Source organism: Chromatiales bacterium 21-64-14 (assembly GCA_002255365.1).
GTDB lineage: Bacteria > Pseudomonadota > Gammaproteobacteria > 21-64-14 > 21-64-14 > 21-64-14.
Window position 1 is genome coordinate 36,190 of sequence record NCBI01000002.1, and the last position, 13,417, is coordinate 49,606.

13 protein-coding genes and 1 tRNA gene are annotated in these 13,417 nt (G+C 63.5%); 9 read left to right on the forward strand and 5 right to left on the reverse strand.

The window, feature by feature from the left end; genetic code table 11:
• Positions 1–39 precede the first annotated feature (39 nt).
• A complete protein-coding gene (locus B7Z66_02310; protein ID OYV77846.1) occupies positions 40–2,469 on the reverse strand; it encodes a hypothetical protein in 2,430 nt (809 codons plus the stop codon).
• A gap of 701 nt (positions 2,470–3,170) precedes the next feature.
• On the opposite strand from B7Z66_02310, the gene B7Z66_02315 reads away from it, so the two are divergent.
• From B7Z66_02315 to B7Z66_02345, 7 genes are all read left to right on the forward strand, one after another.
• Positions 3,171–4,535 carry a Na+/H+ antiporter NhaA gene (locus B7Z66_02315; GenBank protein ID OYV77847.1) on the forward strand — a complete coding sequence of 455 codons (1,365 nt, stop codon included), beginning with the start codon at positions 3,171–3,173 and terminating at the stop codon, positions 4,533–4,535.
• A 442-nt stretch (positions 4,536–4,977) separates the two neighbouring features.
• Positions 4,978–5,868: a nicotinate-nucleotide diphosphorylase (carboxylating) gene (locus B7Z66_02320; protein ID OYV77848.1), complete on the forward strand. Its 891-nt coding sequence runs from the start codon at positions 4,978–4,980 to the stop codon at positions 5,866–5,868.
• Positions 5,846–6,433: a 5-formyltetrahydrofolate cyclo-ligase gene (locus B7Z66_02325; protein ID OYV77849.1), complete on the forward strand. Its 588-nt coding sequence runs from the start codon at positions 5,846–5,848 to the stop codon at positions 6,431–6,433. The genes B7Z66_02320 and B7Z66_02325 overlap by 23 nt, the downstream gene beginning before the upstream one ends.
• A gap of 190 nt (positions 6,434–6,623) precedes the next feature.
• Complete coding sequence (locus B7Z66_02330) at positions 6,624–7,085, forward strand: EVE domain-containing protein (protein ID OYV77850.1); 462 nt, start codon at positions 6,624–6,626, stop codon at positions 7,083–7,085.
• 3 nt (positions 7,086–7,088) lie between these two features.
• The gene (locus tag B7Z66_02335) at positions 7,089–7,769 is read left to right on the forward strand and encodes a glutathione S-transferase (protein OYV77851.1); all 681 of its coding nucleotides are present in this window, start codon (positions 7,089–7,091) and stop codon (positions 7,767–7,769) included.
• Positions 7,770–7,813: 44 nt separating this feature from the next.
• Positions 7,814–8,146 (forward strand): hypothetical protein, encoded by a 333-nt coding sequence (locus B7Z66_02340; GenBank protein OYV77852.1) that lies wholly within the window; start codon positions 7,814–7,816, stop codon positions 8,144–8,146.
• 133 nt (positions 8,147–8,279) lie between these two features.
• Complete coding sequence (locus B7Z66_02345; protein OYV77853.1) at positions 8,280–8,498, forward strand: hypothetical protein; 219 nt, start codon at positions 8,280–8,282, stop codon at positions 8,496–8,498.
• Positions 8,499–8,627: 129 nt separating this feature from the next.
• Here B7Z66_02345 and B7Z66_02350 read toward each other — a convergent pair whose 3' ends face one another.
• Complete coding sequence (locus B7Z66_02350; GenBank protein OYV77854.1) at positions 8,628–10,229, reverse strand: threonine ammonia-lyase, biosynthetic; 1,602 nt, start codon at positions 10,227–10,229, stop codon at positions 8,628–8,630.
• A gap of 30 nt (positions 10,230–10,259) precedes the next feature.
• Here B7Z66_02350 and B7Z66_02355 point away from each other — a divergent pair, with 30 nt between their 5' ends.
• Positions 10,260–10,916, forward strand: coding sequence for a ribose 5-phosphate isomerase A (locus tag B7Z66_02355; GenBank protein ID OYV77855.1), 657 nt, complete (start codon positions 10,260–10,262; stop codon positions 10,914–10,916).
• A gap of 54 nt (positions 10,917–10,970) precedes the next feature.
• Positions 10,971–11,171, forward strand: a complete 201-nt coding sequence (locus tag B7Z66_02360) for a hypothetical protein (protein OYV77856.1) — start codon at positions 10,971–10,973, stop codon at positions 11,169–11,171.
• Positions 11,172–11,288: 117 nt separating this feature from the next.
• Here B7Z66_02360 and B7Z66_02365 read toward each other — a convergent pair whose 3' ends face one another.
• The 3 genes from B7Z66_02365 to B7Z66_02375 form a co-directional block, all read right to left on the reverse strand.
• Complete coding sequence (locus B7Z66_02365; GenBank protein OYV77857.1) at positions 11,289–12,506, reverse strand: hypothetical protein; 1,218 nt, start codon at positions 12,504–12,506, stop codon at positions 11,289–11,291.
• A gap of 217 nt (positions 12,507–12,723) precedes the next feature.
• Positions 12,724–12,797 (reverse strand) — tRNA-Gln (locus B7Z66_02370).
• 222 nt (positions 12,798–13,019) lie between these two features.
• Positions 13,020–13,412, reverse strand: a complete 393-nt coding sequence (locus tag B7Z66_02375; GenBank protein ID OYV77858.1) for a 30S ribosomal protein S9 — start codon at positions 13,410–13,412, stop codon at positions 13,020–13,022.
• Positions 13,413–13,417: the final 5 nt, after the last annotated feature.

Sequence of the window (13,417 nt, forward strand, 5' to 3'; positions counted from 1 at the left end):
CGGCGGCGGGCACAACCGACGGCGGGCGCGTACTCAGCGCTAGGCGGAAACCCGCGCGCTGCGCAGGTTCGAGATCACCGCCTCCAGCGCCTTGTCGAACAGCTGGCTGTCATCCATGATGCTGGCGGTCCCGCGGCGCAGCTCCACCACCAGATTCGCCAATGTCTTCTCCGCGACCTTGAAGCCGGCGCGGTTGACAAATATGTACTTGCCGGCGCGCTCGATCCGGGCGGACAGCTTGGCCCGGATACGTTCCCCGTCCGGATCCACGAACTCCATCCAGGTGCCGATCGCGAGACTGCGCACCAGCCGCAGGTGCTCGTCATCCTCCGGAGATATCGGCGTTCCCGCCTCCTCAGGCTCCAATTCGCCCTGCAGCACGATCTCCTCCACTGTTCCAGCATCCCAGCTCCGGTCCGCCTCATCCAGGCGCGGCTCGGAAACCGGGTCGTGGGCGGCGATCCCATCCGCCTCCGCACGCGGGGTCACGGGGACTGGCACCTCCGCGGGGCTCGCCACCATCGGGGCAGGGACGGACAGTGGGGGTAACGGGAGCGCGGGGCGCGGGACCAGTTCCGGCAGCGGCGCGCTCGGGTCCTTAATGCATTCGATGTGGCATTCCTGCAGGGCCTGGAAGTACGCACTCAGTTCCTTGGAGGAAACCGACACCCGAACCAAGCCCTCCCGCAAGCCGCGGAGCAGGCCCGGAATAGCATCGATCAGCCGCTTGCGTTCCTCGTATCCAGCCTTGGGTGCGATGCTCCACAGCACCCGGTCGACTACCTCGAGCCCGTTGCGCCATGCAGCGCTGTCGACGCCGTCGGTCAGCAGGACCTCCGTCAGCACCTCGGCCCAGGCGTCGCGCAGCAGCGCCATCACCCGCGCCGGGATCTCGCGGCTGCCGATCCGCTGCAAGACCTCTTCCCGCACCCGCTCACGGGCCAATTCCACCGGATCCCGGGGGGGCGGCGCTCCCGCATCCTCAACGGCCTGAGACGCGGGCTCCGACACCGTGGTGGCGGCCATGAATTCCTCCAGCACCGCCTCGAATATTGTGACGTCACTTTCAAATTCCTGGAGTACCCGTTGCACCGCACGGGCGGTATTGCGGTAGAGCTCGTCCTGGATCTGCGGGGCGTCGCCAGTGGCCAGCATCGTGGTCTGGGCCAACTGATTGAGCAGCTGACGGGCCGGGTGCTGGCGGCTGCTGAAGAACGATTTGTCCAGCATGGCCACCTTCACCATGGGGATCTGCAACCGCGCCAGCAGGGCCTTGGTCCGGTCCGGTACCGACGGGTCGTCGAGGATGAAGTCGAAAAGCATGCTCACGATATCGATGATGTCCTGATCGGCCCGCTCCAGGACCCGGCCGGATGCGCCGCCCGGCAGGCCCGCCAGGGCGCTGCCCAGAACAGCGCGCAGGTTCAGCAACCCCGGGCCCGTGTCCGCGCCCTCGAGAAGCGACAGGTCGTGTTCCGACTGCAGCGCGGTCAGGGCCCCGAGCACTTCCTCTGCCACGAACGCTTGGGTCATCCGCGGGGAGCCGTCACCACTGCCGGTCAAGGAGGCGCCCCCGCGATAACCGGCGAGCAGTTCCTGCAGGGTATAGAAGGCGTCGCCGTCACTACCGTGCGACCCACCGGCCTGCAGCCCCGCTCCGGGGCCCGGTTGCAGGGCATCCGCCGCCGTGGTGTGAGGAGACGTCAGACGCCGCAAGCCTGGACCACCGCGGTTACGCCCTATCACCTTGATCTTAAGCAGGGGCAGTACACCAGCATCCACCAGCATCCCATTGATCTGACTGTACAACTCCCCAAGGGCATCCATTACGTGCTTGTCGAAGAGTTTGTACACGACGAGCTTGGCGCGCACCTCCAGGTCCAGGGCCTGGGCAGCATGCCGGAACGACCCGCAGAGCCGCTCCGGGTCCATTGGGCCGGCGGCCTCGTCCAGCTTCGCCCCGCCAAGCAGGTGCTCGAGGCGCGCCTTGAGGGGGGAAAGGGCTTCGGAGTGACGGGCACGGGCCTTGGAGATCATTCCGCTGACCGCCAGGGACTCCTCCAGGTCGTCATGCTCCACCAGGGACAGCGCGTCGGAGGACCAGTCGCTGATCTCGGCCGATGCCGCCGCGGATGCATTGCCGGCGTGGATCCGTACCGCCCGGAATCCGTCCAGGATTGCGGCACGGAACCGGGTCTCCATATCCTGGCGTTTCAGCCGGACTTCGCGCATGGAGTCGAAATACATGCTCTGGACACTGTTGTTCTCAGCCTTATCGGCCAACGCAAACAGCGCGTCGTCGGTGTTGTCCAGCATCCCCGCCAGGAGCTCGGTGGCGCGCCGGACGAAATGGTCCTGTACGCCCTGGAGGAGATTGCGGGCCCTGCCGTGCGGGTCCTTCGCGCCGCCGCCCTTCGCCGCCTCGCCGAAGTACACGATGTTCGGGTCCGTACCCATAGGTTTCACCATCGCTGCATGCCATCGACTGCGGGAAGGGGTGAAAAACGGGCGGGACACGGCGCTGAACGTCGGCCCGTCACGCTTCCCGCGCCTGGAACGTCCACGATCCCTGTAGCTCCGACTAAGCTATCGACCTATGCACTCCCGTATTGATAGAGTCCCATGTGACCGACTTGGCAAAACCGGTGCCCCCTGAGCCTTGACCGCCGCCCCCGAACGTGCCTTACGGACGCTGACGCCTTAACCCGTTCATAAAGGGCCGCGGACAATGGCGTGGATCGCCCCACCGGGGGGGACAATGGCCGTGACTGGCGTAGTGGTTCTCCCTTGGACCAAATGGCGTCTATTTAAGGCTCCGGGTGTTGGAACCGGACCAAACCGTTGGGTCGCGCCTACATTCGTAGGCGCGGTAGTCTGTTATTTTTGCGCTACGGACCTGTAAAGTGTCATTCGGCTAGAGGAAGGTGTAGAGACACCAGGCTCGTGTGGAAATCCGCCCGCACCGGGACCCGCGGGCCACGGGGGCGCCACTGGCGTGAGATGTGCGGCATGCGTCAGGCGGATTCCGCGCCACGATCCTCGGTTCCCCACCCGAACGGTCGGCCGACTTCATAAATAGGGCCGGTTAAGCGGGTCTCGTCGTCCTGCTAAGATGGAATCGGTCGCGTTCTGCGCGCCCGGCCGACCACAACCGCTTGGGAGCCGAACCGTTGGACAAACAGCACACCCCCGAATATCCGGAAAAGGCGCCGTGGGAAGGCGCGTTCAACCGGCTTTTGACACCCCTGGACGAATTCATTCGCCACGAAGCCGCGAGCGGGTTTCTCCTAATCGGGTGTGCGGCGCTCGCGATGATCCTGGCCAACTCCCCGGCAGCCGGTTCGTACCAGCACATCATTCACAGCCAGATCACGCTTACCATCGGCGGGTGGACCCTGGAAAAAAGTGTCCAGCACTGGATCAACGACGGGCTCATGACCCTGTTCTTCTTCGTGGTGGGCCTGGAGATCAAGCGTGAGGTCTTGGTGGGCGAACTGGCCAGTGTGCGCAAGGCGGCGCTGCCGGTAGTCGCGGCCGCCGGTGGCATGGCCGTGCCGGCGCTCATCTACTTCGCGCTGAACCCACACGGCCCCCAGGCGGCCGGCTGGGGCATCCCCATGGCCACCGACATCGCTTTCTCGGTGGGCGTGTTGGTCCTGCTGGGTAAGCGGATTCCGAAAGGGCTGATCACGTTTCTGCTCGCGCTGGCGATCGTGGATGACTTGGGCGCGGTACTGGTGATCGCCGTGTTCTACACCAGAGAAATCTCCCTGCCGCATTTAGCAGCCGCGGCGGCACTGTTCGGTGTCTTGGTGATCTTCAACCGGGCGGGGATCCGCAGGGCCCTGCCCTATTTCATTACCGGGAGCATCCTGTGGCTGATGCTGCTCTATTCGGGCGTCCACGCCACCGTCGCAGGCGTGCTGCTGGCGATGGTGATTCCTGCCCGACCCAAGTACGATCCACGCCGCTTCAGCGATCACGTGCGGGGGCTCATGGACCGCTACGACCGTTGCGCAGGCGACGATCCGGCCCTGTTGGCAAAGAACGATCGGCTGTCCATCGTCCATGCCCTCCAACACGGCGTAAGCGGAGTCGAAACCCCCCTGCAACGCCTCGAACATACGCTGCACCTTCCCGTGGCGCTTCTGATCATGCCGCTGTTCGCACTCGCCAATGCGGGGGTGCCCGTGAGCCTGGATGCGCTACGCACGACCCTCGCCCATCCGGTAACGCTAGGTGTAGGGTTGGGGTTGGTGCTGGGCAAGTTCGTCGGAATCACGGGCGCTACGTGGGTTGCGGTGCGCCTCGGAGCGGTGCGGCTTCCGTCCGGGATCCACATGCGGCACATTGCCGGAATCGGGATGCTCAGCGGCATCGGATTCACTATGTCGATTTTTATCGCGGAACTGGGGTTTTACGGCGCACCGGCATCCCTGGTCATGGCGAAGACCGGGATTCTGCTAGCCTCCCTCCTCGCGGGGATCGGCGGTTACCTCTGGTTGCTGGCCGCCACCCGGCGTGCGGCCGGATAATGCCCTCCGGGAGGATCTGCGCGTTCCGGATTCCCTATCCGCGACTTCCGTCATGCGCTGGAATTGGTGGACGGACGGTACAACGATCGCCAGGACGTGGGAAAGGTGTCCCGCTTCCAGGCCCTGTCGACGACGCTCTCCGTCGCCATCGGGGCTGGGAACATCACCGGCGTGGCCACGGTTCCTCGTCCATGGGCCACGCCGCGGCGCGCGCGCTCCTGCCCCACCGGCTGGAGTACACGGCGGTGGTCGCATTCGGCGCCACGGCGCCATCGTCTGATGTAAGATGCGGTGCCGGGGCCCTGCGGTCGGCAAGCCGTTCCAGCCCCCAAGAACACGCGCATGACGCCGCCGAGCCGGCGTTTCCCGCTGGTGTTCGGCGCACGGGCCGCGAGGGAATGGGGCGGCCACAGCAACGGCCAGAGCAGGAGACCGGTAACAAATGCGGCCTAGCCCTACTCCCCCTGACATTAAGGTCGTTGTGGACGACGTGCGGCGCGCGCTGGCCGAGGACGTGGGCGACGGCGATCGTACCGCGAATCTGGTACCGGCGGATCGCAGTGGACACGCCTGGGTAATCAGCCGCGAGGCCGCGGTACTGTGCGGGGTGCCCTGGTTCACAGAGGTATTCCAGCAGTTGGACTCGGCAGTCCAGATCCAGTGGTCGGCGCACGACGGGGATCGGCTTCAGGCAGGACAGAGGATCTGTGCACTGGAGGGTCCCGCCCACGCACTGCTCACGGGTGAGCGGACCGCCCTGAACTTTCTGCAACTGCTTTCGGGGATCGCGACCCGGGCGCGACGCTACGCCGACGCGGTCGCGGGCCTGCCGGTACGCATCCTAGATACCCGCAAGACCCTACCAGGCCTGCGCGCCGCCCAGAAATACGCGGTGCGCTGCGGCGGATGCCACAACCATCGCATGGGTCTCTACGACGCGGTGTTGATCAAGGAGAACCACATTGCCGCCTGTGGGTCGATCACGACAGCGGTACAGGCCGCACGACACCGTGCACAGACCCCCGTAGAAGTGGAAGTGGAGAACCTTGAGCAACTCCAGGAAGCCCTGAACGCGGGCGCTGACCGCCTGCTCCTGGACAACTTCGAGCCCTGGCAGCTGCGCGAGGCGGTGACCCGCAACGGCGGACGGGCACGGCTGGAGGCATCCGGCGGGATCCGGCTCGAGTCGATCCGGGAAATCGCGGCCACCGGGGTCGACGAGCTGTCCGTCGGGGCCTTGACCAAAGACGTAGAGGCAGTGGACCTTTCCATGCGTTTCGCGCCGCCGACCGGGGTGCACGGGAGCCGGGATGAATCTGCAGGCAATCCGTAAAGAAATGCGTGCTCGGCGCCGGGCGCTGACCGACGCCGAGCACGATACCTGCGCGGAATCCATGGCGCGCCGGCTGGCGGCCACCAACTGGTTCCAACGCAGTCGTCGGGTGGCCTGCTATCTTGCCGTGGACGGTGAGCTGGACCCGGAACCGGTAATTCAGCGCGCGTGGGCGCTCGGCAAGACCGTTTATCTTCCGGTACTCGACCCCCTCTGCGACCGGCTGTGGTTTGCGTCCTACGATCCGGGGGATCGGCTGGCAAAGAACCGGTTCGGGATACCGGAACCGGTGCATCTTGACGGGCGGCGGATCCCGCCATGGACCCTGGATTTGGTACTTACGCCGCTGGTGGCGTTCGCGGCACACGGGGAGCGCCTGGGCATGGGCGGCGGATTCTATGATCGCACCTTCGCCTACCTGCGCGGGCGCCGTTGCTGGCACAAGCCGCGCCTGGTCGGGTTGGCCTATGAATTCCAAAAGATCCCGTCGCTGACACGGCGCGAGTGGGACATCCCTTTGCACGGCTGCGCCACGGATCAGGGCCTGTACCGTTGGCGACTTTAGCCGGACACCGGACCGCGGATCACCGCGCCGAATCGCCTACAATGGATTGGGGCGCGAGGCCATTGGGCACCGAAGAGACTGCCGGTACGCCATCGAGGTTGGCGGGAAATGGGGGCCGAAATTCCACCACCGTAGTCGCGGCGCTTCGCCTCGGGCGGGCTAGCCACACCAACGCACGGATCGGACCAACATGAATTACTGGCTGATGAAATCCGAGCCCAGCACCTTTGGTATCGAGGACCTGCGGCGGGCACCGCGCGGGGTCGAACCCTGGGACGGGGTACGCAACTACCAAGCGCGCAATATGATCCGTGACCAGATGAAACGCGGGGACATGGCGTTTTTCTACCATTCCAGCTGTGCGGAACCAGCGATCGTTGGAATCATGGAGATCGTTCGGGAGGCCTATCCCGATCCCACCGCGTTCGACCGCAAAAACCACCATTACGACCCCGAGAGCGACCCCCGGCAGCCACGCTGGTACGTGGTGGACGTACGCTACCGGCGCACGCTCAAACGCCCCGTAACACTCCAGGAGATGAAGTTGCTACCGCAACTGGCAGACCTGCCCCTGGTCCGCCGTGGGAACCGGCTCTCCATCATGCCTGTGGCCCAGCCCCAGTGGGATCTGATCCTTGGCCTCGCAGATTAGCCGGTGCCCACGCTGTACCATTTTTGGTCGGTCCCGGAGGCGCAGCGGATCCGCTTGGCACTGGGTTACAAGGGAATGCCATGGGAGGATTGCCCGCTCGAATACCAGGACGACGCGACCTTCTTCGATCTGGGAGTCGAGCGACGGGTACCGATCCTGCGCCTGGACGACGGCCGTCTCCTGCGGGACTCCCAGGAAATCCTCGAGCGTATCGATGAATTGCTGCCCACCGGAGCGCCCCTAGTGGGCGGACAGATCGCTGCGGCGGCGTGGTCGGCCCTGCTGGCATGGAGGACAAAGGTAGACGCGGTGCTGCAGCGCTTGTACGCGCCAGCACGGCCAGCCTACCGGGATGTGGGGACCGAACCGGACTCCTTGACCGCGTACAAGGCAGAAATCGAGGGACGTTACGGACTGAGCGTCGAGGCGCTTGCCAACGACCGGTACGCAGGCTACGCACAATTCGAGCGCATCACCCGCCTAGGCGCCCTGACCCGCCATCTCGTGGAACAGCGGTTCTATACCGGCCGAATCAGCGTTGCGGACCTGCTGCTAACCGCGGACTTATTCCCGCTCCAGCTCCTCGACGGTATCTCGCTCCCCGTCGACCTGATGTACTATTTTTCCAGGGTCGAAGAGGCCTGTGGGCTGGACCTCCGGGAGGGATTGCTGCTGGCGGGCTGAATACCGGTCAGGGCACCACTGCCACCGAAACCGAGGGATACACAATGACCCTTTCCGAGCTGCTGCGGTATCTCGACACCAACACCGACTACCCGATCCTCGACGGAAGCGTGGAGGAGACCCTGGTGAAAGCCCGCGCGGGTTCGCACCGCGACGCCCTGGTGGGAACCATTGTGGCCGCGTTCACGCAAGCCTTCGGCTGTGAAAGCCCGGATTGCCTCGTGGACCGCGCCGGCACAATCAAGGCCATGGGGCCAATCCGGCTCAAGTACATGGGCGACGACGCCCCGCTGGAAGCATTCCGACTGGTGCAGCACCTTGTGGTCGTAATCGACGGCGCATTCAACGAAGAAGCATTACGCCTCAAGGGCAGTTGATCCATGGTCGCGATACGCAGCACGGCCTGCGATACACAACTGTCGACACGACAAACGACGTCGTGACCAACGACGCGCACAACGTGCGCTGAGCACCTGTCCACTAGATTGTCAAAAATTGCTAGCATTTTGAATCGGGTTGTATATACTCAGGAGCGGGCAACTGATAGTAACTCGGGAGGTTACTATGGCAAAGAAGAGAGCAACTGCGAAACGGAAGACAGCAAAGAAGAAAGCGGTAGGTCGGAAGAAAGTCGCGAAGAAGAAGGTAGCAAAGAAGAAGGTCGCAAAGAAGAAGACCACTGCCAAGAGGAAGACCGCAAAAAGAAAGACCGCCAAGAAGAAGAGGTAGTAAACCTCAACCAACTTGACGGTTCGGTCATCGGAGCAACGTGGTACCGATGGCGCTTTTTCCGGAACCAATCAAAGGCCCGCAGTCTGCGGGCCTTTTTTTATGTTAATCCGTATCTTATCGACCGGGCTAATGCCCCAGAAACAGCTCGTACGCAGGGTTTCCGGTCTCCTCGCGGCACGGGTATCCGAGCCCGTCCAGGAACTCCTGGAACCGGGCCCGGTCACCCTCGGGTACCTGGATTCCGGCCAGTACCCGGCCATGGTCCGCGCCGTGATTCCGATAGTGAAACATGCTGATGTTCCATCGGTGTCCGACGCGGGTCAGGAAACGCAGGAGCGCACCAGGGCGTTCAGGGAACTCAAAACGGTACAGCCGTTCGTTCTCGATCGTTGAAGCGCGGCCGCCCACCATGTACCGGATATGGAGCTTGGCAACCTCATCGTCGGTCATGTCCACCACGGGATAATCCCGCGCCCGCAGCTCCCGGATCAGCAAATCCCGCTCCGCCTCCCCGTCGTCCAGCCGGACCCCCGCGAACACGCACGCCGAGCGGGCGTCCGCGTAACGGTAGTTAAACTCCGTGATACTCCGATGCCCGATGGCACGGCAGAACTCCCGGAAACTGCCCGGACGCTCGGGGATCGTCACCGCCAGCAGCGCCTCGCGGTGCTCCCCCAACTCGGCCCGCTCAGCCACGTGGCGCAGGCGATCGAAATTGATATTGGCGCCACTGTTCACCGCCACCAGGTCTAGATCCCGAACCCCGGTCCGCTCCACGTAGCGTTTCAGCCCGGCGATCGCCAGCGCACCAGCGGGCTCCACAATGGAGCGGGTATCGTCGAAAATATCCTTGATCGCGGCACAAATTTCGTCGGGCGTAACCAGGAGCACCTCGTCTACCAGCCGCCGTGCGATCCGGAACGGCTCGCGCCCGACTTGGCGCACCGCGACGCCGTCCGCGAAGATTCCCACCTCCTTCAGGGTAACCCGCCGGCCCGCTTCCAGCGCGCGGTACAGGGTCGCGGCGTCGTTGGGCTCCACCCCGATCACCTTGATGTCCGGCCTCAAGGACTTCACGTATGCCGCTATGCCCGCGATCAGGCCACCACCACCCACCGGTACGAAAATTGCGTGCAACTTCGCCGGGTGTTGGCGCAGCAGCTCCATAGCGATCGTTCCCTGCCCCGCAATGACCTCCGGATCGTCATAGGGATGGATAAAGGTCATTTTCCGGTCCCGCGCCAAACCGACCGCATGCCTACAGGCCTCGTCGTAGGTATCTCCGTGAAGTACGATCCGCGCACCCAGGTTGCGCACCGCCTCCACCTTGATGACCGGGGTGGTGCGCGGCATGACGATGAGTGCCTTGATCCCCAGACGCTGGGCGGCGAGTGCCACCCCCTGGGCGTGGTTGCCCGCGGACGCCGCGATCACGCCCTGACGGGCCGCCTCCGGCGACAACCCGGCCATCTTGTTGTAGGCACCACGCAGCTTGAACGAAAAGACGGGTTGCAGATCCTCGCGCTTGAGCAGGATCCGGTTGCCTAACCGGGACGACAGCAGCGGGGCAATTTCAAGGGGGGTCTCCACCGCGACGTCATAGACCTGCGCGGTTAGAATCTTCTCGATATAGCGTTTTGGCATCGTGATACGGTAGCAGGACACCGAAGCTTGTGCCAGAAGATCGGCGGACTTGGACTTTCCCGGCCCCAGCACCCACGGTATCATCAGCGATGCAGGTGCCTTGCGGAGACGGCAATGACCGAAGACGACATGAAAAAACAAGCGGCGGAGGCGGCGCTGGAATACGTGGAAGCCGGAACTGTCGTGGGCATAGGTACCGGATCCACCGCCAACCATTTCATTGACGCTCTTGCCCGAGCCAAGGGTAAGATCGACGGCGCCGTCGCGAGCTCCATCAGCTCGTCGCAGCGACTCAAGACGCACCAGATCCCGGTGCTGGACCTAAATTCCGTGGGGGAACTACCCCTTTATGTAGACGGAGCCGATGAGGCCAACCGCCATATGCAGCTGATCAAAGGCGGCGGCGGGGCGCTCACCCGCGAGAAGATCGTCGCGGGTGCGAGCCGGCGTTTCGTCTGCATCGCACACGAATCCAAGTTGGTGGACATGCTCGGGCAGTTTCCGCTTCCGGTGGAGGTCATCCCCATGGCCCGGAGCTTCGTGGCCCGTGAGCTCGTCCGCCACGGGGGACGCCCGGTGCTGCGCGAGGGATTCGTCACCGACAACGGCAACGTGATCCTGGACGTGCATGGGCTGCAGATCCAGGAACCCGCCCACCTTGAGGCCGCGCTCAATAATATCCCCGGCGTGGTCACCAACGGGATCTTTGCCCTGCGCCCAGCGGACGTGCTGATCCTGGGTGGGGAGAACGGGGTGCGCACCCTTAGGTAGCGTGGCGATGGTATCGCGCTAGCGGCCTAGCACCAGGCCTGCGGAGACGGACTCGTGTCGCGAACCCTGATCATCGTCGGCCTCCTGGTGGTAATAATGGGGGTGTTGTGGCCGTGGCTCGGACGGATCGGGTTCGGGCGGCTACCGGGAGATCTGACCCTCGGGAAGGATGGCTTTCGGTTCTATTTTCCGATTACCACGTCAATCATCGTAAGCCTGATCCTGACCCTCCTCCTCTGGCTATTCCGAAAATGACCCCGGAGATGGCTCTCTCCCCGGGTGTAGGTCTGGCGCGGCAGCCAACGCGGCCTGGAGCCCGTTAAAAAAACGGGGCCCGCAGGCCCCGTTAGTTTACCGCTGTCCACTGCGGGATCAGAAGCTGTGCTGCATCCCCACCGTAATCGTGTCGATGTGCTTGATACCGGAGAGTGCCTCGTTGTTGGACGCGACGCGAGCCCAGCCGCCATAGGCGAAGGTGCGCTGGCCAAAGGCGTATTTTGCACCCACCAGATACGTCTTGGTGTTGTTGCCCACGTCCACCCCTCCCGCATTGCGGCTGTCGTTACCCTGCCCGTACTCGGCCACCAGAGTGGCATTACCCAGGCCATAGGACGCTCCCGTGAACCAAGTGTCCCCGCCGTTTACATTCAGGTTGTTCTGGGCAAGGGCACTGGCCGGGGCAACTAAGGCGCCACTGGCGGAAACTCCGAAGCTACGGCTGATAAGACCACCGTCGCGCTCCCACTGCCCGTAAACCGCCATACCGGACACAAAGCTGCTCAGATCAATCTTCGCGCCGAACTTGTATGCTCTGTCTTTGCCGCCGGCTCCATTGGTCATGTAGTTGCCATAGGCCAGCACTGGACCCTGATCGTAGAGCAGTCCCGCACTCCAAGTGTCATGGCCGGATATTCCCGCCGCTTGGTTGGTATGCAACGTGTAGTGGCCCAGCACTTGGAAACCCATGATTTTAGCCGAGGTGAAACGCAGGCTCTTGTTGGCGAAGGCCTGGCCGTCTTCGCCGGACATGTCGTTCTGCAGCGCCGACTCCATGCCGAAATTGCGCGCCTGCAAGGCCGTGTTGTACATCGGGTCGACGAGGCTACCGGTGTACGCATAGGGCGTCAGCACGGTGCCAAAGGTCACGCTGCCAAAGCTAGCGCTCTGCAGACCCAGCCATTGCTCACGACCGTATACGCTGCCGTTTACGCTGCCGTTGTTTGACCCGGGCGTATTTTGGCAGCTGCCGTTGTTGCTGGCACCGAACGTACAGGTGGGATCAATGCCCCATTCTACCTTGTAGATGGCCTGCAGGCCGTTGCCCAAGGCTTCAGAGCCCTTCAGGCCCACTACGCTGTCGTTGCTCAACATGTCGACGTTGTTGCCCCGCATCATGTTCAGGCCACGCAGGTTGAAATTGGCGCCGGGGAAAGAGCCATTCGCGGCAGACGATGTCTGGGTATCCCAGGCGTTGGCGCTGATGTCCAAACGGCCGTACAGGGTCGTGCCGGCCTGGGCCGTCAACGGTGCGAAAATCGCCGCCGCCACGGCGTACGTGATCAGCTTCTTTTTCATCGGATCGCTCTCCATAACGAAGCAAAGATGGTGGGTGAACCTGCCGTACTTTATAGCAGCTTAGTGTAGGAACGCAACAAAATTGATTAACTCTGCAACAGTTGGAAATATGTTGCTTATATGCAACATTTCATCTCGGAATCGGGGCCACTGCGCCCGGCGAATATGACCGCATCCGGGTCATGATGTGGAAATGGCCCAACCGGTCACCCCATGGGCAAAGGGGAACGATTGGCTGGGGGACGTGGATTCGAACCACGGTTAGCGGAGTCAGAGTCCGCTGTCCTACCGCTAGACGATCCCCCAGTGGTAACCGATTGCGCGCCGCCGGAGCCAGCGGACCGCAGCAACCCGCGACACCCGCGGGCGTACCCCGAAGGGCGGGGGAACCCGGAAGCGCGGGACCACGTCCTGAAGGACGCGGTCAGCGCGGGAGGCATACACCCATTCTGGTACTCCGTTCGTCGGTTGCACAAACGCTCGGCCGGGGGCGCGGAATCCGAATAACCGGGTCCGCGCCGGGGCGCTCTAGCGCTTCGAGTACTGGGGCGCGCGACGGGCCTTATGGCGCCCTACCTTCTTGCGCTCCACTTCCCGAGCGTCGCGGGTCAGAAAACCGATCTTTCGAAGCGGGACGCGCAGTTGTTCATCATAGGCGACCAATGCCCGAGCCACGGCGTGGCGAATCGCCCCTGCCTGGCCGGTGCTGCCCCCGCCCCGAACCAATGCATGGACGTCGAACCGGTCCGCCAAGGTCACGGCCTCCAGCGGCTGACGCACCACCATACGCGCCGTTTCGCGGCCAAAGTACTGCTCCACGGGCCGCTGATTTACGGTAATCGCGCCGGTTCCAGGCCGAAGGTAGACCCGCGCCGTGGAGGTCTTGCGACGACCGGTACTGTAGGCCACCTGCTGAGTCATAGGGA